General features: G+C 72.8%; 22 protein-coding genes. 17 read left to right on the top strand and 5 right to left on the bottom strand.

What is annotated here, in order from left to right; genetic code table 11:
• Position 1: 1 nt before the first annotated feature.
• The gene (locus tag G7072_RS12060; RefSeq protein WP_166086681.1) at positions 2-616 is read right to left on the bottom strand and encodes a M23 family metallopeptidase; all 615 of its coding nucleotides are present in this window, start codon (positions 614-616) and stop codon (positions 2-4) included.
• A 373-nt stretch (positions 617-989) separates the two neighbouring features.
• On the opposite strand from G7072_RS12060, the gene rpsB reads away from it, so the two are divergent.
• From rpsB to rlmN, 14 genes are all read left to right on the top strand, one after another.
• Positions 990-2,003, top strand: coding sequence for a 30S ribosomal protein S2 (gene rpsB, locus G7072_RS12055; protein WP_166086679.1), 1,014 nt, complete (start codon positions 990-992; stop codon positions 2,001-2,003).
• Between the two features lie 135 nt (positions 2,004-2,138).
• Positions 2,139-2,951, top strand: a complete 813-nt coding sequence (gene tsf, locus G7072_RS12050) for a translation elongation factor Ts (protein ID WP_166086677.1) — start codon at positions 2,139-2,141, stop codon at positions 2,949-2,951.
• Positions 2,952-3,090: 139 nt separating this feature from the next.
• Positions 3,091-3,807, top strand: a complete 717-nt coding sequence (gene pyrH, locus G7072_RS12045; protein ID WP_206063099.1) for a UMP kinase — start codon at positions 3,091-3,093, stop codon at positions 3,805-3,807.
• Between the two features lie 78 nt (positions 3,808-3,885).
• Positions 3,886-4,443 (top strand): ribosome recycling factor, encoded by a 558-nt coding sequence (gene frr, locus G7072_RS12040; protein WP_166086675.1) that lies wholly within the window; start codon positions 3,886-3,888, stop codon positions 4,441-4,443.
• Positions 4,444-4,451: 8 nt separating this feature from the next.
• Positions 4,452-5,327, top strand: a complete 876-nt coding sequence (locus G7072_RS12035) for a phosphatidate cytidylyltransferase (RefSeq protein ID WP_166086673.1) — start codon at positions 4,452-4,454, stop codon at positions 5,325-5,327.
• 46 nt (positions 5,328-5,373) lie between these two features.
• Complete coding sequence (locus tag G7072_RS12030) at positions 5,374-5,640, top strand: hypothetical protein (protein ID WP_166086671.1); 267 nt, start codon at positions 5,374-5,376, stop codon at positions 5,638-5,640.
• A gap of 80 nt (positions 5,641-5,720) precedes the next feature.
• Positions 5,721-5,945, top strand: a complete 225-nt coding sequence (locus tag G7072_RS12025) for a hypothetical protein (RefSeq protein WP_166086669.1) — start codon at positions 5,721-5,723, stop codon at positions 5,943-5,945.
• A 98-nt stretch (positions 5,946-6,043) separates the two neighbouring features.
• Positions 6,044-6,595 carry a hypothetical protein gene (locus G7072_RS12020; RefSeq protein ID WP_166083600.1) on the top strand — a complete coding sequence of 184 codons (552 nt, stop codon included), beginning with the start codon at positions 6,044-6,046 and terminating at the stop codon, positions 6,593-6,595.
• Positions 6,595-7,410: a prolipoprotein diacylglyceryl transferase family protein gene (locus G7072_RS12015; RefSeq protein WP_166086667.1), complete on the top strand. Its 816-nt coding sequence runs from the start codon at positions 6,595-6,597 to the stop codon at positions 7,408-7,410. Before G7072_RS12020 ends, G7072_RS12015 begins: the two co-directional genes overlap by 1 nt.
• Positions 7,407-9,032 (top strand): radical SAM protein, encoded by a 1,626-nt coding sequence (locus tag G7072_RS12010; protein ID WP_166086665.1) that lies wholly within the window; start codon positions 7,407-7,409, stop codon positions 9,030-9,032. Before G7072_RS12015 ends, G7072_RS12010 begins: the two co-directional genes overlap by 4 nt.
• Positions 9,029-9,421, top strand: a complete 393-nt coding sequence (locus G7072_RS12005; RefSeq protein ID WP_206063098.1) for a hypothetical protein — start codon at positions 9,029-9,031, stop codon at positions 9,419-9,421. The genes G7072_RS12010 and G7072_RS12005 overlap by 4 nt, the downstream gene beginning before the upstream one ends.
• A gap of 127 nt (positions 9,422-9,548) precedes the next feature.
• Complete coding sequence (locus G7072_RS12000; protein ID WP_166086663.1) at positions 9,549-9,821, top strand: hypothetical protein; 273 nt, start codon at positions 9,549-9,551, stop codon at positions 9,819-9,821.
• Between the two features lie 285 nt (positions 9,822-10,106).
• Entirely contained in the window at positions 10,107-10,592 is a 486-nt protein-coding gene (locus G7072_RS11995) for a C40 family peptidase (RefSeq protein ID WP_166086660.1), read from the top strand.
• Positions 10,593-10,662: 70 nt separating this feature from the next.
• Complete coding sequence (gene rlmN / locus G7072_RS11990; RefSeq protein ID WP_166086658.1) at positions 10,663-11,835, top strand: 23S rRNA (adenine(2503)-C(2))-methyltransferase RlmN; 1,173 nt, start codon at positions 10,663-10,665, stop codon at positions 11,833-11,835.
• A 105-nt stretch (positions 11,836-11,940) separates the two neighbouring features.
• Here the strand turns inward: rlmN and G7072_RS11985 are convergent, their stop codons facing one another.
• A complete protein-coding gene (locus G7072_RS11985) occupies positions 11,941-13,059 on the bottom strand; it encodes a Rossmann fold nucleotide-binding protein (RefSeq protein ID WP_206063097.1) in 1,119 nt (372 codons plus the stop codon).
• Between the two features lie 68 nt (positions 13,060-13,127).
• Positions 13,128-13,997, bottom strand: a complete 870-nt coding sequence (locus G7072_RS11980) for an RIO1 family regulatory kinase/ATPase (RefSeq protein WP_166086656.1) — start codon at positions 13,995-13,997, stop codon at positions 13,128-13,130.
• Positions 13,998-14,150: 153 nt separating this feature from the next.
• Between G7072_RS11980 and G7072_RS11975 the strand changes: the two genes are divergently transcribed.
• From G7072_RS11975 to G7072_RS11965, 3 genes are read left to right on the top strand one after another with little or no spacing between them, the layout of a single operon-like run.
• The gene (locus G7072_RS11975) at positions 14,151-15,605 is read left to right on the top strand and encodes a M1 family metallopeptidase (RefSeq protein ID WP_166086654.1); all 1,455 of its coding nucleotides are present in this window, start codon (positions 14,151-14,153) and stop codon (positions 15,603-15,605) included.
• A complete protein-coding gene (locus G7072_RS11970; protein WP_166086652.1) occupies positions 15,602-17,494 on the top strand; it encodes a propionyl-CoA synthetase in 1,893 nt (630 codons plus the stop codon). Before G7072_RS11975 ends, G7072_RS11970 begins: the two co-directional genes overlap by 4 nt.
• A gap of 3 nt (positions 17,495-17,497) precedes the next feature.
• Positions 17,498-17,956: a hypothetical protein gene (locus tag G7072_RS11965; RefSeq protein ID WP_166086650.1), complete on the top strand. Its 459-nt coding sequence runs from the start codon at positions 17,498-17,500 to the stop codon at positions 17,954-17,956.
• A gap of 3 nt (positions 17,957-17,959) precedes the next feature.
• Here the strand turns inward: G7072_RS11965 and G7072_RS11960 are convergent, their stop codons facing one another.
• Together G7072_RS11960 and G7072_RS11955 are read right to left on the bottom strand one after the other, a co-directional pair.
• Entirely contained in the window at positions 17,960-19,348 is a 1,389-nt protein-coding gene (locus tag G7072_RS11960) for an FAD-dependent oxidoreductase (protein ID WP_240916910.1), read from the bottom strand.
• Entirely contained in the window at positions 19,333-19,815 is a 483-nt protein-coding gene (locus G7072_RS11955; RefSeq protein WP_166086648.1) for an Lrp/AsnC family transcriptional regulator, read from the bottom strand. Before G7072_RS11955 ends, G7072_RS11960 begins: the two co-directional genes overlap by 16 nt.
• Between the last annotated feature and the right edge of the window lie 148 nt (positions 19,816-19,963).

Genomic DNA, 19,963 nt, shown 5'->3' with positions numbered 1-19,963 from the left:
ATCACCAGGGGTAGAGCCGCACGGGCTGGGGGACGGCGCCGACCAGCGTGAGCGGGTCGAGGTAGGTGTCGCCACGGATCAGCCCCCAGTGCAGGCAGGCGACCGGCGCGCAGTGGCTGCCGGCCAGCAGCAGCCGCCCGATCACCTGTCCCTCGGCCACCTCGTCGCCACGCCGCACCACGGCCGCCACCGGCTGGTACGTCGTCCGCACCCGGCCGTGGTCGACCGTCACGATGCCGCGACCGGCGATCCGACCGACGTAGGACACCGTCCCGGCCAGGGCTGTGCGCACCGGCTGACCGGGACGGCCGACGAGGTCCGCGCCGCGGTGGCCGGCCGACCACCGCTGCTCGGGCGGGTCGAAGGGACGCGCGATCGACGGCACCGGCGCCAGCGGCCAGGTCCCGCGGGCCGGCGCCGGATCCCTCGGCACCGTCGACCCGGAGCGAGCGGCGATGCCGTCGGCGGGGGAGCGGGCCGCGGTCGCCGTACCCGTCTCCGGGGTGGACCCGACCAGGAGACCCGACAGCACCAGCCCCGCCACGGGGGCGAGGGCGGTGCCGAGCGCGAGAGGGGCACTGGGCAGGACACCGAGGAGGAGACTGGGAAGGGGCATGGCCCAGGCTGACCCGGATAGGCGGACGGCCGGGGCCGCGAGCCCGGATCTGTGGACAACCCGGCGGTTCGCGAGCACCCCCGGTCCTCCCGTACACTCACCGGTGGCGACCCGCGCCGTGCCTGCACGAACCGGGTCGACTATCGCAGGTTCGTCCAACCGCACAGCGCTCCGTCACCCGCCAGGGGAGCGGAGCCCGCGGGCAGGCACCCTCTCGGTCCCACGAGGAACGTCTCGTCGGTGAGGGTCCTCGCCGAGCCTCAGGGCGTGCCGCAACCCGCGGCCCGCGACAACCGAGAACAGCACCACCGCCTGCGGCCCCGGAGATCCGGGCCGCGCGCCGCGGTGCGCACACGAAAGTGAGTCGAAGGCCATGGCCGTCGTCACCATGCGTCAGCTCCTCGAGAGCGGCGTCCACTTCGGGCACCAGACCCGTCGCTGGAACCCCAAGATGAAGCGCTTCATCATGACCGAGCGCAACGGCATCTACATCATCGACCTGCAGCAGTCGCTGGCCTACATCGACCGCGCCTACGCGTTCATCAAGGACACCACCGCCAAGGGCGGCACCGTGATGTTCGTGGGCACGAAGAAGCAGGCCCAGGAGGCGATCGCCGAGCAGTCGACGCGCGTCGGGATGCCCTACGTCAACCAGCGCTGGCTGGGCGGCATGCTCACCAACTTCCAGACCGTGCACCAGCGGATCAACCGCCTCAAGGAGCTCGACGAGATCGACTTCGACGACGTGGCCGGCTCCGGCCGCACGAAGAAGGAGCTCCTCGGGATGAAGCGCGAGCGTGACAAGCTCGACCGCACCCTGGGCGGCATCCGCGACATGACCCGGACCCCGTCCGCGGTCTGGATCGTCGACACCAAGAAGGAGCACCTGGCCGTCGAGGAGGCGCGCAAGCTCCGCATCCCGATCATCGGCATCCTCGACACCAACTGCGACCCCGACGAGGTCGACTTCCCGATCCCGGGCAACGACGACGCGATCCGCGCCGTCGGGCTGCTGACCCGCGTGGTCGCCGACGCCGTCGCCGAGGGCCTCATGGCCCGCGCCGGCGTCAAGGGCGAGCAGGCGGCCACCGGCGCCGAGCTCGGTGGCGAGGAGCCGCTGCCCGAGTGGGAGCGCGAGCTCCTGGGCGGGCAGGCCGACGAGGCCGCCGTCGCTGCCACCGGCGGCGACACCGCGACCGAGTCGACCCCGGCCGCCGAGGCCACCGGCGCCTCCTCCGAGGGCAGCGCGACCCCCGAGGCCGCCGAGAGCTCGGAGACCGCCGAGACCCCGGCCCAGACCCCGGAGACCTCCGAGACCCCGCAGGCCGAGGAGACCACCGACGGCGCTGCCGAGTCCTCCGAGGCGACCGAGACCTCGCAGGCCTGACGCGACCCGCACCGCCGCTCCGACCCCCTCGCCGGGGTCGGGGCGGCGGTCGGTCCGTCCTGCACCCACCTCCTCCGGGCACCCACGACGCCCCGGGCGCCCCCAGACGCCCCCAGACGAAGGAAGACATCTCTCATGAGCATCACCGCTGCAGACGTCAAGCGGCTCCGTGACCAGACCGGCGCCGGCATGATGGACGCCAAGAAGGCCCTCACCGAGGCCGACGGCGACTTCGAGAAGGCCACCGAGATCCTGCGCGTCAAGGGCGCCGGCAAGGCCGCCAAGCGCGCCGCCGAGCGCTCCGCCAGCTCCGGCCTCGTCGCCTCCTCCGGCACCGCCCTGGTCGAGCTGAACAGCGAGACCGACTTCGTGGCCAAGAACCCCGACTTCGTCGCGACCGCCCAGCAGATCGCCGACGTCGCCGCCGAGGCGAAGCCGGCCGACGCCGAGGCCCTCAAGGCCGTCCCGATGGGCGACGGCACCGTCGGCGAGGTCGTCGAGGCCCTCGCGGTCAAGATCGGCGAGAAGATCGAGCTCGGCCGCGTCGCCGTGTTCGACGGCCCGGTCGTGACCTACCTGCACCGTCGCGCCGCCGACCTGCCGCCCGCCGTCGGCGTGCTGGTGGAGTACTCCGGTGGCGACGAGGCCGTCGCCCGCGGCGCCGCCATGCAGATCGCGGCCATGCGCCCGACGTACGTCTCCCGGGACGAGGTCCCCGCGGACGTCGTCGCCAAGGAGCGCGAGATCGCCGAGGCCACCGCGCGCGAGGAGGGCAAGCCCGAGGGCGCGCTCACCAAGATCGTCGAGGGTCGCCTCAACGGCTTCTTCAAGGAGGTCGCCCTCCTCGACCAGCCGTCGGTCTCCGAGAACAAGAAGTCGGTCAAGGCCGTCCTCGACGCCGCCGGCGTCACCGTGACGCGGTTCGCCCGCTTCGAGGTCGGGGCCTGATCCCCCCGCGTGGCCGGGTCCCGCAGCCGCGGGACCCGGCCACGCGTGCACCGTCCTGCGGGCACCATCCCTGCACCACCCCCAGTCGTCCGGGTCGACTAGGGTGCGCCCAGAGGCGAGCGCACCGAAGGAGAAGCAGATGAGCGGATACCAGCGAGTGCTGCTGAAGCTGTCGGGCGAGGTGTTCGGCGGCGGACGCATCGGCGTCGACCCCGACGTCGTCAACAAGATCGCCGCCGAGATCGCCGAGGTCGTCCGCAGCGGCGTCCAGGTCGCGATCGTGGTCGGCGGCGGCAACTTCTTCCGCGGCGCCGAGCTGCAGCAGCGCGGCATGGAGCGGGCCCGCGCCGACTACATGGGCATGCTCGGCACGGTGATGAACTGCCTCGCCCTCCAGGACTTCCTCGAGAAGCAGGGCGTCCCCACCCGCGTGCAGACCGCCATCTCGATGGGCCAGGTCGCCGAGCCCTACATCCCGCGCCGCGCCATCCGCCACCTCGAGAAGGGCCGCGTGGTCATCTTCGGTGCCGGCGCCGGCATGCCCTACTTCTCCACCGACACCGTCGCCGCGCAGCGCGCGCTCGAGGTCGGCGCCGAGGTCATCCTCATGGGCAAGCAGGGCGTGGACGGCGTCTACGACGCCGATCCGAACCGCGAGCCCGGCGCGGTCAAGTTCGACCACCTGACCTACGACGAGTTCCTCACGCGGGGCCTCAAGGTCGCCGACGCGACCTCGATCAGCCTCTGCCGCGACAACGACGTGACCATGGTGGTCTTCAACCTCTCCGAGCACGGCAACATCGCCCGGGTCGTCGCAGGTGAGAAGATCGGTACGACGATCTCGCGGGATGTGTGACCACGGCCCCCTCGGGCCGACCATGATCCCCCTACGGGTGCCGCTCGCCGGTGGCCGCCCGACGACGAAGGAGCAGTCTTGATCAACGACACCCTCAAAGAGGCCGAGAGCAAGATGTCGAAGGCCGTCGAGGTGACGCGTGAGGACTTCGCGTCGATCCGGACCGGCCGTGCGCACCCGGCGATGTTCCACAAGCTCACCGCGGACTACTACGGCAGCCCGACCCCGCTGCAGCAGCTCGCGTCCTTCACCGTGCCCGAGGCGCGCGTGGTGATCATCAGCCCGTACGACGCCGGCGCCATGGGGGCGATCGAGCGCTCCATCCGCGACTCCGACCTCGGCGTGAACCCGACCGACGACGGCAAGACCATCCGCGTGACCTTCCCCGAGCTGACCGAGGAGCGTCGCCGCGACTACATCAAGCTCGCCAAGGGCAAGGCCGAGGAGGGGCGCGTCTCGGTGCGCAACATCCGCCGGACCGCCAAGCAGGCCCTCGACAAGCTCGAGAAGGACGGCGAGGTCGGCAAGGACGACGTCACCGGTGCGGAGAAGCGGCTCGACGGGCTGACCAAGAAGCACACGGACGCGATCGACGACATGCTCAAGCACAAGGAAGCCGAGCTCCTCGAAGTCTGAGGCCGCGCATGACTGACCCCTCCACCCCGGCCGCCACTCCCGAGCCGTCGGGGCCCCCGCCGTCGACCGCGACGAAGCAGAGCCGCGCCGGTCGGAACCTCCCGCTCGCCATCGCCTCCGGCGTCGGCCTCGCCACGATGATCATCGTGTCCCTGGTCTTCCTCAAGTGGCTGTTCATGATCGTGGTGGTCGCCGCCGTCCTGGTCGCCATCTGGGAGCTCGACCGCGGGTTCCGCGCCAAGGGCATCAACCTGCCGCAGGAGCCGTTGATGCTCGGCGGCACGGTCATGGTGGTCTCGGCGTACTTCGAGGGCACCGAGCCGCTGGTGACCGCGACCGCCGTCACGGGCCTGGTCACCATGCTGTGGCTGCTGCGCCGCGGCATCGACGGCTTCGTCCGCGACGCCACCGCGTCGGTCTTCACGATCTTCTACGTGCCGTTCCTCGGCTCGTTCGTGGCGCTGCTGCTGGCCGAGGACGACGGCGTGAAGGCGATCATCACCTTCATCGCCGTCACCGCCGCCTCCGACATCGGCGGGTACGTCGCCGGGGTGCTGTTCGGCAAGCACCCGATGGCCCCGGTCATCTCCCCGAAGAAGTCGTGGGAGGGCTTCGCCGGCTCCGCCCTCGCGTGCGTGGTGGCGGGCTGGCTGCTCGTCGACTACCTGCTCGAGGGCGACTGGTGGGTCGGTGTCGCACTGGGCCTCATCGCGGTCGTGATGGCCACGCTGGGCGACCTCGTCGAGTCGGTGATCAAGCGCGACCTCGGCATCAAGGACATGTCGCAGGTCATCCCCGGCCACGGCGGCCTCATGGACCGCCTCGACTCGCTGCTCGCGACCGTCGCGCCCATCTGGCTGCTGCTGCACTATGCCGTCCTCTAGCTCTCCGAGCGGGCCGTCCTCCAGCCCGCCGTCGCGCCAGAAGCCGGTGCTCGTCACGCTGGGCACCCTCGTGGGTCTGTTCGTCGGCTTCGTGCTGTTCTCGCTGTTCCCGGCGCTGGCGCAGTCCGACCAGGACTCCGCCAGCCTGGTGTCCCCGGCCCTGCCGTTCCTGCTCGGTCTCGGGCTCCTGCTGGTCCGCTCGGTCCGCGAGGGCGGGCGGGGCCTGCTGCGGGGCCTGGCCACCGGGCTGCTGACCGGCGGGCTCGTCGGACTCGTCATGACCGTCCTGGTCTTCGGGATGGGGCCGTTCTGAGCACCGAGGAGCGCCCTCGCCGGCTCACCGGCCTCGGGGTCCTGATCGGGCTGTTCACCGGGTTCTTCGGGCTCCCGTGGGTGGTGTTCCTGCTGCTGGACAGCACCGTGAAGGCGGGCGACGGCTCCTGGAACCTGATCCACGTCCTGCTGGTGCCGCTGGTGCTCGGGGTGCTGCTGCTCGTGCCGCCGCGCTTCCGCTCGGTCGGTGCCGGCGTCGTGCTGGGGCTGGCGATCGGCATGATCGTGGGGTCGGCGACCTGCCTGGGCCTGCTCGGCCTCGTCGAGGGCAGCTACGCCGGCTGATCGGCGCGAGCAGCCCCGAGCGCCCGCGAGCCACCCGCGAGCAGTCCCCTCGTCGCGCCTCACACGACTCGCTGCCGCCGCGGGTGAGACTGCGAGCCATGACGAGTCGACCGCCCGACGACGGCGTACCGCCTCCTGACGACGGACGCCCGTCGCCCCCGGAGGGCGGTGTCCCGCCGCCCGACCGCGGCCAGCCACCCCCCGGGTGGGGCCAGCAGCCCCCCGGGTGGGGCCAGCAGCCGCCGGGGCAGGGCTACCCGGGCGCTCCGCCCCCGGGCCCCGGCTATCCGGGCGCTCCGCCCCCGGGCCAGCCGTGGCAGCCCCCGCCGGGCAAGCGGCGCCACCCGCTCGCCGTCGTCGGCGGTCTCCTGCTGGGCCTCGCGCTCGGCTTCCTGGTCATGCCGTGGCTGGGCATCTGGTTGAGCTCCGGTGTGGCGAGCACGTCGGGCTCCGACGCCCTCGGAGGGTTCGGCATCGCCCTCGGCTTCGGCCTGCCCATCGTGGTGGGCATCGGCATGCTGCTCTCGCGCAAGCTCCGCAAGGCCGGCGCCGGTCTGCTCATGGGCATGTCGATCGGCATGATCGTCGGCTCGGCCTCCTGCCTGGGCGTCTGGGGCCTCTTCATCGCCGCCCTGAGCGGCGCCCACTGATGTACCCCACCCTCGGCGACCTGCTCGGCACCGACCTTCCACTGTCGACGCACAGCGTCTTCGTGGGTCTCGGCGTCGTCGCCGCCACGGTGGTGTTCCTCGCGGAAGCCCGCCGCCGGGGCCAGCGCGACGAGCGCCTGCTGTACGTCGTCACCGGTGCGCTGCTCGGGGGCGCGATCCTCATGCGGCTGGGCACCTGGCTCCAGCACGTCGACCTGCGGGAGAACGCCTCCTTCGCCGAGCAGTGGCTGCTCGGCAACCGCAGCATCCTGTCCGGCCTGGTCGGCGCGTGGCTGGGCGTGCACGTGGCCAAGCGGCTGTGCGGCTACCGCGCCCGCACCGGCGACCTGTTCGCCCCGGCGGTGGCGCTCGGCATGGGCATCGGCCGGATCGGCTGCCTGCTGACCGAGCGACCCGGCACGGCCGGCTGCGACGTCCTCTGCGTCACCCTCGACGACGCCACCGCGGCGCGGACCGGGTCGCCGGCCGGCGTACCGCTGCACCTGTCGCACCTCTACGAGATCGCCTTCCACCTGCTCGCCTTCGCCGCGATCTGGTTCTGGATGCGTCACCGGCTGACCGCACCGGGGGAGACCTTCGTGCTGTACGTCGCCGCCTACGCCGTCGTGCGCTTCCTCGTCGAGTTCATCCGCGGCAACGAGGTCGCCTGGGAGGGGCTGACCCGGCCCCAGCTCTTCCTGGCCCTCACCCTGCCGCTGCTGCTCGGACGCCTCGTCGTCGGCTTCCGGCGCGGCCGCTACGACCCGATCCTGCGGCGCTCCGCCGCGCCGACCCGAGAGCAGGTCCCCGCATGACCACGACGCCGCGCGGCCCCGGCATGCCGACCCGTGACTGGCGGGTGCACCGGTACGTCAACGCCTTCTGCCCGCACTGCCACGAGGAGCAGCCGCACCGGCCGCTGGCCGACGTACGGCGTCTGTCGGGCTGGCTGGCCGTCCGCGGGGAGCGGGTCTTCCTGGAGCGCGGCTGCCCCGACCACGGGCTCGTGCGGACGCTGTACGACGAGTCCGCCGAGATCCTGTCCTACCTCGAGGAGTGGACGGCGCCGACCAAGGTGCACCAGCCCGACCTGACCGGCAACTTCCTGCCCGTGCCCGCGGCCTACGAGCACGGGCTGCCGGAGATGCAGTCCCAGCACACCTGCATCCTGCTCGAGGACGTCCTCGACCACTGCAACCTCAAGTGTCCGACGTGCTTCGCGGAGTCGGCGCCCGCGCGGGCCGGCGTGGCGCCGCTGGAGCAGGTGCTGGCCTCGATCGACGCCCGGCTGGCGAAGGAGAACGGCCGGCTCGACGTGCTCATGCTGTCCGGGGGCGAGCCGACGCTGTACCCCTGGCTGGCCGAGCTGCTCGACGCCGTCGCGGCCCGGCCGGTCGTGCGGGTGCTGGTCAACACCAACGGGCTGGCGATCTCGCGCGACGACGCGCTGGTCGACCTGCTGGCGCGGCACCGGGAGCGGGTCGAGGTCTACCTGCAGTACGACGGCGAGTCGGCCGAGGCGTCGATCCACCACCGCGGCGCGGACATCCGCCGCTTCAAGGACCGCGCCATCGAGCGGCTGGCCTCGCGCGGCGTCTTCATGACGCTGACGATGACCGCGGCGCTGGGCGTCAACGACGACGAGATCGGGGCGGTGCTCAAGCGCGGCTTCGACACGCCGTACGTCGGTGGCGTCACGATCCAGCCGGTGTTCGGCTCGGGCCGCTCGTCGGGCATCGACCCGATGGAGCGGCTCACCCACACCGGGGTGCTGGCGCGGCTCGAGGAGCAGACCGCGGGGCAGGTGACGTGGCGCGACCTGACGGCGCTGCCGTGCTCGCACCCGCACTGCTGCTCGGTGGGCTACCTGCTGCGCGACGACTCGGGGACCTGGCGCTCGCTGGTCTCGCTGATCGGGCCCGAGCGGCTCAAGGACTGGCTCGACCTGGAGCCCGAGCTGCTGGCCAACCGGATCGCCGACGACACCATCCCGGCGTCGATGAAGAAGGTGCTGCGCCAGTCGCTGCTCGACCTGCTGAGCGAGCAGTCCTCGCTCTCACACCCGTCGATGAGCAGCATCTGGACCGACATCTGCTCGAGCTGCGACATCGGGGTCGGCACGCTCGCGACGCTGGCCGCCTCGAGGCTGCCGGGTCAGAAGGAGCGGATGCGGCGGCTGCTCGGCGAGCGGGTGCTGCGGGTGACGGTCAAGCCGTTCATGGACATGCACACGATGATCGAGGAGCGGCTCACGCAGTGCTGCGTCCACGTCGCCACGGTCGCCGGACCGGCGTCGGGGGAGCGTGAGGGGTCGCACCAGTGCGCGCCGTTCTGCGCGGTCCAGGCCTGGGCGCCGCTGGGGGAGCGGCGGCTGTCGACCGCGACCGGCGCCGACGCCCTGCCCGCCCTCCTCCCCACACCGACGGTGCGGCCGTGAGCGGGCAGGACGCCGGACCAGGAGCCGGCCGGCTGGACCCCGGCTCGCTGGACCCCGGCTCGCTGGACCCCGGGTGGCGGGAGCGGGCAGCGGCCCAGGGGGCGGCGTACGGCGGCGCGGTGGACGCCTCGTCCTCTGACGAGCCCGGCGTCGACCCGCTGAAGCTGTGCGTCTTCACCACGGTCGCGCTCCTCGGCTGGCTGCTCGGCCCCTGGGCGGTGCTGGTCTTCGCGACGCTGGCCTTCACGGCGTACTCCAAGGCGCGGCGCGGTGGTCTGCTGCGCTCGAAGTGCCTGCTGCGCGACACCCGCCTGGTGCTCGCGTGGCTCGGGCTGCTCGTCGCGGTGGCCGTCGTCGCCATCGCGTGGGACGTGGCGCACCTGCTCTGAGGAACCGCTCCTCGCCGCTGCGCGTCCCAGGGTCGTGACGAGAGGGTGGAGCACGGTCGCGGCGGTCGCCGTCCTGACGCTCTGCGCCTCCTGCTCGCCTGAGGAGCGCAGCTACGCGGAGTGCACCGTGGAGTCCACCCTGTCCTTCGACGGGCGGGTGTACGACGGCGTCGGATCCCGGTTCGAGCGCCCGTGGCGGGAGCTCCGGGTCGGGCGCCGTGTCGGGACGGGCGAGATGCCCACGTGCCGGTCCTCCCCGCGCCGCGTCGGGGTGTCCGCGGTCGTCGGCTGCGACGTGCGTGACGTGGTGCTCGTGCCGTCGGAGGAGGTGCTGATGGTGCGCGAGGACCTCGTGGCGGAGGCCTACGGGAGGAGCGGCCTGGACCGCGTGTGCCGGTAGGACCAGGGCTCGCACCCGGATCCGCCGGATCCGGCCAACACGGCCGCGCGCCGTCGTACAGTTCTCGGCGCGAGCCGCTGGGCCCGCCGGTCGGAGAGCGCCGAGGTCCACCCGCTCCGATCCGCCTCGTACACGGGTGGACGTGGGATACCCGAGCATCACGGCTCCGCCGCACCGTCCCCGGACGTGCGGCCGAGCCTTGGGGTGAGCTCAGCGCAGCTGAGCGGGCACCGTCAGCCCGAACCCGACAGGTCACATTTCACAGGCGTGGACGAAGGGACATCCATGTCTGTCATCACGTCTGCCCTCAGACGCTCGCTCGTCGTCGTGCTCGGCACGATCCTCTTCACCGGTCTCCTGGGCGGCCTGCCCACCGAGGACAGCGGCCAGCACGCCGAGGCCGCGACCAGCCGCACCACCGAGTCCCAGCGGCTGCGCGCCATGAAGATCGCCCTGGCGCAGCGCGGCGACCCCTACCGGTACGGAGCCGCCGGCCCGAACGCCTTCGACTGCTCGGGGCTGACCTCGTTCTCCTACGCGCGCGCGGGGCGCAGCATCCCGCGCACCACCGACCAGCAGAAGGCCGGTCTGCGCGCAGTGTCGAAGTCGGCGAAGCGCAAGGGCGACATCATCCTGTTCGTCAAGAACGGAAACGCCTACCACGCCGGCGTCTTCATCGGGAACAACCGGATCGTGCACTCCAGCCGCTCGGGCACCCCGGTCAAGATCGACCCGATCTGGACCTCGTCGTACGTCGTGCGTCGCCCCTGACGCGCGCGGAGCGGGGCCGGGCGGCGGTCGGTTCGCGCATGGCGGTCCCAGCGGGGACACTGGGAGGGCCATGAGCGACACCGAACTCACCCCCACGACCGCCGTGCCCGCCGAGGGCCCGAACCTGCTGCCGCTCGTCTTCGAGGAGCCGCGCGGCCGCGGCAAGCCCCCGCGGCACCTCGCCGACCTCTCGCCCACTGAGCGCAAGGAGCTGGCGGAGAACGCCGGGCTGCCCGGGTTCCGGGCCCGTCAGCTGTCGGCCCACTACTTCGCGCGCCTGGTCGACGACCCCGAGCAGATGACGGACCTGCCGGCCGCGCAGCGCGCCGAGCTGGTCGACAAGCTGCTGCCGCGCCTGCTGGACCCGGTCTCGGTCCGCACCGCCGACAAGGGCACGACCGTGAAGTCGCTGTGGCGGCTGTTCGACAACGCGCTCGTCGAGTCCGTGCTCATGCGCTACCCCGGCCGCGCGACCATGTGCGTGTCGTCGCAGGCAGGCTGCGGCATGGCCTGCCCGTTCTGCGCCACCGGCCAGGGCGGCCTGCAGCGCAACATGTCGGCCGCCGAGATCGTCGACCAGGTCGTCTGGGGCGCCCGTCAGATGGCCACCGGCGAGGTCGCCGGCGGTCCCGGGCGGCTCTCGCACGTGGTGTTCATGGGCATGGGGGAGCCGTTGGCCAACTACAAGGCGGTCGTGGGCGCCGTACGCCGTCTGACCGAGCCGAACCCGGACGGGCTCGGGCTCTCGGCCCGCTCGATCACGGTCTCCACAGTGGGCCTCGTGCCGCGCATCAACCAGCTCACCGAGGAGGGCATCCCGGTCACGCTCGCGCTGTCGCTGCACGCGCCCGACGACGAGCTGCGCGACGAGCTGGTCCCGGTGAACACGCGTTGGAAGGTCGCCGAGGCCGTGGAGTCGGCCTGGCACTACGCCGAGCGCACCGGTCGGCGGGTGTCGATCGAGTACATCCTCATCAAGGACATCAACGACCAGGGCTGGCGGGCGGACATGCTCGCCGACGTCCTGCAGTCGTACGGCGACTGGGGCTGGGTCCACGTCAACCTCATCCCGCTCAACCCCACCCCCGGGTCGAAGTGGACGGCGAGCCGCCGCGAGGACGAGCGCGAGTTCGTCCGCCGGCTCGAGGCCAAGGGCGTGCCGGTCACGGTGCGCGACACTCGCGGCCGCGAGATCGACGGCGCTTGCGGGCAGCTCGCCGCCAGCGAGGCCAGCGCCGGATGAGCCTGTCGGTTTCACTGGGTACCTAGTGAAACCGGCACTTCCCGAGCGAAACTTCGTTCGGGAAGCGCCAACATCACTAGGTACCCAGTGAAACCGACACCGCGCTCAGCCCAGGGCGTCGTCGACGGCGTCGACGTCGTCGACGAGGAAGATCCGCTCCGCGAAGCCGCCCTGCTCGGCCAGCGCCTGCAGCAGCGGCCACACCGGCAGTCGCTCGGTCCAGTGCTCGCGCCCGACGAGCACCATCGGGGCTGCCTCGCCCTCGGCGGCGTAGTAGTTCTCGCAGGCGTCCTGGAACAGCTCCTGCACCGTGCCGCCCGCCCCGGGCAGGAACACGATGCCGGCGTCGCAGCGCCGCAGCAGCGTGTCCTCGCGGCGGGCGTTGGCGAAGAACTTCGCGACGTGGGTGGCGAAGAGGTTCGGCGGCTCGTGGCCGTAGAACCAGGTCGGGACGCCGATCGTCGTCGTCTCGGGCAGGTCCGCGGCGACCACCGCGGCGGCCCGGGCCCACGCGGTTTCGGCCCCGACGTGGTCGGGTGCCTCCGCCAGCCGCTCCACGGCGGCGTCGACCTCGGCCTCGTCGGCCTCGACCAGGCGGGCACCCAGGTTCGCCGCCTCCATGGCGCCCGGTCCGCCCCCGGTGGCGACCAGCAGGCCGTGACCGGCCAGGCGCCGCCCGAGCTCGACCGCGGTGCGGTAGCCGTCGGTGCCGCGGTCGAGCTTGTGCCCACCCATGACGCCGACCGTCCTGTGCCCGGCGAGCGCCTCGCCGAGCGCGTCGTCGACCGCGTGGTCGTGCAGCGCCGCCGCGGCGGCCAGCAGTGCGTCGTGCTCGACGCGAGCGTCTACCGACCACCGGTAGGCCCGCGCGTCGAACGTGGCCTCGTAGCCGTCCTCGAGACCGGCGTAGAGCTCCGCGGGGGTGTACAGCAGCCCCCGGTAGGGCGAGAACGGCAGCCCCTCGATGCGGGGCAGGACCACCGCTCCACCGTCGCGCAGCCGGTCGGTCAACGACGGAGAGGTCCAGCACCCCAGGAACGCCGCCCCGGTCGCGTCCAGTCCCGCCAGCCGGTCGTCGTACTCCCGCAGGTCGAGGCCCTGCAGCCGCCACCCGCGCATCGAGCGCGCGCCCGTGGCGAGCAGGCCGTCGAGCTCGTCCAGGGTCTCGATCTCGCGCACGCGGCGCGCGGCCACCGCGGCAGTCTCGGCATCTGGGGTCGTCACCCGCCCAGCATGCCCGGCGCCCGCCGGCTCACCCCCCGAGCACCACCGGTACCACGCGGGCAGCCGGATCAGTACGCCTGCGCCAGCACCTCCGCGAACAGGTCCTCGGCGTCGACCGCCAGCCCACGGCGGGTGAACCACGTCGCCATGTTGCGGCAGTCGCGCAGCAGGAAGTCGGTCCCGGTCGGGTTCGCCACGATGTCGACGACCTGCGGCAGGTCGATCACGACCAGCCGCTCCCCGGCGGCCAGCACGTTGTACGGCGACAGGTCGCCGTGGGCGATCCCCCGACGGGCCAGCGCCCCCAGCAGGTCGCGAACCTGCTCGACGTACGACCGCAACCGCTCCGGGTCGGGCCGGGTCGCGGCCAGCCGGGGCGCGGGCGCGAGGTCCGGCGACTCGGGGTCGACCACCAGCTCCATGAGGATCTCCGTGCCGTCGATCTGCACCGGGTAGGGCACCGGCACCCCTGCCAGCCACAGCTCACGCAGCGCCTCCCACTCCGACGACGCCCACTGCCCGGCCGCCACCTCCCGGCCGAAGCGCGTGCCCTTCTCGAGGGCCCGAGTGCTGCGCGTGCTGCGCATGCGGCGGCCCTCGGTGTAGGTCGCGCTGCGGTGGAAGGTGCGGTGCTCGGGGGAGCGGTAGCGCTTCGCCGCCATCACGACGCCGGGCGTGCCGGGCACGGCCCGCTCGAGCAGGAAGACGTCGGCCTCCTTGCCGGTCTTGAGGACACCGAGCTCGGTGTCCACGGCGGCGCGGTCGGCGACGACCCAGCCGGGCGCCGGCTCGGGGCCGCGGCAGAGCCGCTCGACGTCCCAGTACGTCGTCCAGCGCTGCGTGGACTCGTCGAGGTCGTCGGTGGCGGTGAAGTCGAGGGTGAAACGGGTGCCGGCCGGCTCAGGGGAGCCGGGGTGGAACGGCGGGGAGAGGGTCACGTCTGCTCCAGCAGTCGAGGAGGGAGAGGGGGCGCGGGCGTGCGGCGACGGCAACCATGGGATTCCTCCTCGGGGCAGCAGCGGTGGACGGACGTGGGATAGCGTCGCGGAGCGGGCGCGCTCCCCGCAACGTCTTTTCCGAGAGGTGCCCCCGTGCCCGTGCCCCGCTTGCTCGTCGCCGTCGGGACCACCCTCGCGACGGCCCTCGTCCTGGGGCCGGCGGCGATCGGAGCGACAAGTGCGACGGGTGCGACCGGAGCCGCGCACGCCGCGGTCACCGGGTCCGACAGCGGCGGCGACCCCTACTTCCCGCTCGACGGCAACGGCGGCTACCAGGTCGAGCACTACACGATCCGCGACGACTACCGCCCCGGCAGCGACCGGCTCACCGGCAGCACGGTGCTCGAGGCCCGCGCCACCGCCGACCTCAGCGCCTTCCACCTCGACCTCGCCCTGACCGCCGACAGCGTCCGCGTCGACGGCGTGGCAGCACGCTTCTCGAAGCCGAACCGTCACGAGCTCCGCGTCGTCCCGGCGACCGCCGTCACTGCGGGTGACCCCTTCCGCGTCGTGGTCCGCTACCACGGCCGCCCCGCCTCGGTCGTCGCCGCGGGGCAGTCCCCGTTCTCCTGGACCCGCGGCGAGGGCGTCGCCGTCGGGCAGCCGCAGATGGGCCCCTGGTGGTTCGCGGCCAACGAGACCCCGGCGGACAAGGCCACCTACGACATCGTGCTGCGCGTGCCGCGCGGCCAGGAGGCGCTCAGCAACGGCGAGCTCGTCTCCCGGGAGCCGGTCGGTGACTGGACCCGGTGGACCTGGCGGATGAGCCAGCCGATGGCGACGTACCTCGCCTTCTTCGCTGCCGGGCAGTTCCGGGTCGAGCAGACCACCGCCGCCGGCCGCCCCGTCGTCTACGGCGTCTCGGAGAAGCTCGGCGGCACCGCCCGGGCCGAGGCGATGGCGCTGATGCGGAGGACGCCAGGCGTGGTCTCCTGGTTGGAGAGCGAGTTCGGCCCCTACCCGTTCACGAGCACCGGCGGCGTGGTCGTGGGCGCCCCGCTCGGCTACCTGCTCGAGACCCAGAGCCGACCCGTCTACCCCTACATCGGCGGCACCACCGCCCGCAACGTCTCCCTCGTCGTGCACGAGCAGGCGCACCAGTGGTTCGGCGACGACGTCGCGGTCACCCGCTGGCGCGACATCTGGCTCAACGAGGGCTTCGCGACGTACGCCGAGTGGGCCTGGTCCGAGCACCTGGGCAGTCGCACCGTGTCCGAGCGGCTCCGCCTGGCGTACGACGGGCGGCCGCGGAACGCACCCTTCTGGGGCCTGAAGGTCAGCGACCCCGGCCCGGCACGCATGTTCGACGACGTCATCTACCAGCGGGGCGCGATGACGCTGGCCGCGCTGCGGCAGCGGGTCGGCGACGCCACCTTCGACGCCGTCGCGCGCGCCTGGGTGACGCGCAACGCCCGCGGCCACGGCACCGACGCCGAGTTCCGCGCCCTCGCCGAGGAGCTGTCGGGCGAGGAGCTCAGCGCCTTCTTCGCCGAGTGGCTCGACGACACCGACCGACCGGCCGACACCGAGGAGAATGGACTGCCATGAGCGCGCACGGGAGCTACGCGGAGACCCACGCCCGGAGCATCGCGGACCCCGAGTCGTTCTGGCTCGAGCAGGCCCGCCTGGTCGACTGGTTCGCCAAGCCGACCCGCGCGCTCGACGCCGACCGTCCCCCGTTCTACCGGTGGTTCCCCGACGCCACCATGAACACCTGCTACAACGCCCTCGACCGCCACGTCGTCAACGGCCGCGCCGACCAGGTCGCGCTGATCCACGACAGCCCGGTGACGGGCACGCGGTCGTCGTACACCTATGCCCGGCTGCTGGAGAAGACGGCCGCCTTCGCCGGGGTGCTGCAGGCGTGCGGGGTGCAGAAGGGCGACCGCGTCATCGTCTACATGCCGATGATCCCCGAGGCCGTCATCGCCATGCTGGCCTGCGCCCGCCTCGGCGCGGTGCACTCGGTGGTCTTCGGCGGCTTCGCCGCCAAGGAGCTCGCCGCCCGCGTCGACGACGCCCGGCCCAAGGTCGTGGTCATGGCCTCCTGCGGGGTCGAGCCGGCCCGCGTCGTGGAGTACAAGCCGCTGCTCGACCGGGCGCTGGAGCTGGCCGAGCACCAGCCCGAGGCCGTCATCGTCAAGCAGCGGCCGCAGGGCGAGGCCGAGCTGCGCGAGGGGCGCGACCTCGACTGGGACGTCGTCATGCGCCACGGCGCGAACGACCCGGCCGGGTGCGTGGAGGTCGCCGCCACCGACCCGCTCTACGTGCTCTACACCTCCGGCACGACCGGCAAGCCGAAGGGCATCGTGCGCGACAACGGCGGCCACGCCGTGGCCCTGGCCTGGTCGCTGCCGAACATCTACGACGTGCGCGCAGGCCAGGTGTTCTGGGCCGCCTCCGACGTCGGCTGGGTCGTCGGCCACTCCTACATCGTCTACGCACCACTCATCTGCGGTGCGACGACGGTGCTCTACGAGGGCAAGCCGGTCGGCACGCCCGACGCCGGCGCGTTCTGGCGCGTCATCGCCGACCACCGCGTCGAGGCGCTCTTCACCGCGCCCACCGCGATCCGCGCGGTCAAGAAGGAGGACCCCGAGGGCCGGCTGCTCGCCGACCACGACACGTCCTCCCTGCGCACCCTGTTCCTGGCCGGCGAGCGCCTCGACCCCGACACCTACACGTGGGCCACCGAGCGGCTGGGCGTGCCGGTGGTGGACAACTGGTGGCAGACCGAGACGGGCTGGCCCATCGCGGCCAACCTGCGCGGCCTCGAGCCGATGGAGATCAAGCCGGGCTCGCCGAGCGTGCCCGTGCCGGGCTACGACGTGCAGGTGCTCGACCCGACCGGCCGGCAGGTGCCGGCGGGTGAGGAGGGGGCGATCTGCCTCAAGCTGCCGCTGCCGCCCGGGACCCTCCCGACGGTGTGGGGCGACGACGAGCGGTTCGTGTCGTCGTACCTCTCGGCGTTCGACGGCTACTACATGTCCGGTGACGGCGGCTACGTCGACGAGGACGGCTACGTCTTCGTGATGGGCCGCACCGACGACGTCATCAACGTCGCCGGCCACCGGCTCTCGACCGGGTCGATGGAGGCCGTCATCGCCTCCCACCCCGCGGTCGCCGAGTGCGCGGTGATCGGGGTCGCCGAGCCGACCAAGGGCCAGGTGCCACGCGGCTTCGTCGTGCTCAAGTCGGGGGTCACCCAGGACCCCGACGAGATCGCGCGGGAGCTGGTGGCGATGGTCCGCGACGAGGTCGGCCCGGTCGCCGCCTTCCGCGACGTCGCGGTCGTCCCGGCGCTGCCGAAGACCCGGTCGGGGAAGATCCTGCGCAAGACCATGCGTGAGATCGCCGACGGCAAGGACGCCGTGCCGCCCTCGACCATCGAGGACCCCGCGGTCCTCGACACCCTCCGCCCCGCGCTCCGCTCCTGACCCGTGAGCGAGGGGTTCCGGTCGCTGCCGCCGGTGTTCCGGGTCTGCGTCGCGGTCGGGCTGGCCTTCGCGCTGACTCAGGTCGAGGCGGCGTACGACCGGCACCGTGACTTCGCGCCGGTCGCGCGCGCCGAGGAGCGGGCGGCCGACGCGCGGCAGCAGGTCGAGAGCCTGCCCTACGACGTCGTCGAGGGCTGGCTGAGGGCCGGGGTCGTGGAGAGCGAGGTGCGCGAGCGCTGGCGCAGCGGCAACGCAGCGTTCGCGGAGGCGTACGGCGCGGTGGCCGACCGGACCCCGCAGGCTCCCGAGCTGCGGGGCGAGCGCTGCTACGTCTTCCCGGTGACCGGGGAGGTCCGCACCCGGATCCGGGGGACCGTCGCGCTGGCGGCCTTCTGCTACGAGGGCGAGGCACCGGCGACCGCCCCGCTCGTGGCCGGGCTCGAGCCGGTCACCGACGCGTGAGGCTCAGTGGCCCAGGAAGGGGGCCATCGCGCGGGCCACGACGGAGGGGCGACCGGTCAACCGCTCCTCGTGGTCGGCCATCGTCATCGCCCGCAGCCCGGCGTTGATCCCGGTCCACCGCAGCGGCTCGGGCTCCCAGCGCGGCGAGCGGTGCTGCACCCAGGGCAGCCGCGTCAGGTCGCTCGCCCGCCCGAGCACGAGGTCGCGCAGCGTGCGCCCGGCCAGGTTGGTGGTGCTCACGCCGTCGCCGACGTAGCCGCCGGCCCAGCCCAGCCCCGTCGAGCGGTCCAGCCCGACCGAGGCGCACCAGTCGCGGGCGACGCCCAGCGGCCCGCCCCAGGCGTGGCTGAAGCCCACCCCGCGCAGCGTCGGGAACATCTCGACCACGGCCTCGCGCAGGGAGGCCCAGACCCGCTCGTCGCGGTCGAAGCCGGGAGCCACCGCCGAGCCGAAGTGGTACGGCGCGCCGCGGCCGCCGAAGACGAGCCGCCCGTCCCCGGTGCGCTGGCCGTAGACGATGAGGTGGCGGTGCTCGCTGAAGCTCGGCCGGTCCGCGAGCCCGATCTCGCGCCACCGCTCCTCACCCAGCGGCTCCGTCGCCACCACGAGCGAGTAGACGGGCACCACGGCTCGCCGCTGGCCGGCCAGCCCGGGCGTGTAGCCCTCCGTGGCGCGCACGACGTACCGCGCCCGGACCCGGCCGCGCTCGGCCTCGACCAGGCCGGGGGACAGCCGCAGGGCGCGGGAGTGCTCGTGGATCACACCGCCGCGACGCTCGACAGCGTGGGCCAGGCCACGCACGAGCCGGGCGGGGTGGACGACCGCGCAGTCGGGGGTGAAGGTGCCGCCGCGCACTCCCTCGGCCGCCAGCATCGTGCTGGCCTCGGCGGCGTCCAGCAGCCGCAGGTCGTCGGGACCGCGACCCCAGGACCGGGCGTGCTCGACCTCGGCCCGGGCGCGCTCGAGCTGCACGTCGGTGCGGGCGACCACCACGGTGCCGCCCTTGTGGAAGCCGGCGTCGATGCCCTCGGCGGCCGCCACCCGCCCGATCTCGTCGACGGCGTCGCGCATCGCGGCGTGCTGCGCCTGCGCGGCGGCGCGGTCCGAGCCGGGCAGCGCCGCGAGCCGCTCGGGCGACATCGGGAAGAGTGCCGAGCACCAGCCGCCGTTGCGGCCCGACGCGCCGAACCCGGCGGTCTCGGCCTCGAGGACGACGACGCTGAGGTGCGGGGCCGCCTCCAGCAGGTAGTACGCCGTCCACAGGCCGGTGTAGCCGCCGCCGACGACCACGACGTCGCACGAGACGTCGCCGGCGAGCGGCGCCCGGACGACCGGCGGCTCGTCGAGCGTGGCCGACCAGAGCGACTCCGGCGCGCTCAGCGCACGCCCCACGAGTAGGTCTGCTTCTTCAGGCGCAGGTAGACGAAGGTCTCGGTGCTCACGACCGACGGGATGGCGCGGATCTGCTGGGAGACGATGTCGAGCAGGTGCTCGTCGCTCTCGGCGACCACCTCGACCAGCAGGTCGAAGGAGCCGGCGACCACGACGACGTAGTCGACCTCCTCCATCGCGACCAGGGCGTCGGCGACGGGCCCGAGGTCGCCGGTGGCGCGGACGCCGATCATGGCCTGGCGGCTGAAGCCGAGCTCGGTCGGGTCGGTGACGGCGACGACCTGCATGACACCGTTGTCGATGAGGCGCTGCACCCGCTGGCGCACGGCGGCCTCGCTCAGCCCGACCACCTTGCCGATGGCGGCGTACGAGCGGCGCCCGTCCTGCTGCAGCTCGGCGATGATCGCCTTGGACACCTCGTCGAGGGAGGTGCGGGACCGGTCGGACCGCCCGGAGCTCTTGGTCATGATCGTGATCCTCACATCGACCACCGACGAGGTCAAAGACCTTCGTGTAACGATCCGATTGATTCCGTGGCAATCGGGTTACGGCACGACGGAATCCCTTGTCGATCGGCGCTCGACATGGAACCATCCTGAGCATCACCTGGCTCGG

It is taken from the genome of Nocardioides sp. HDW12B (assembly GCF_011299595.1).
GTDB lineage: Bacteria > Actinomycetota > Actinomycetes > Propionibacteriales > Nocardioidaceae > Marmoricola_A.
The sequence above is the reverse complement of the archived record's forward strand: the minus strand, read 5'-3'. Positions and strand labels throughout refer to the sequence as shown.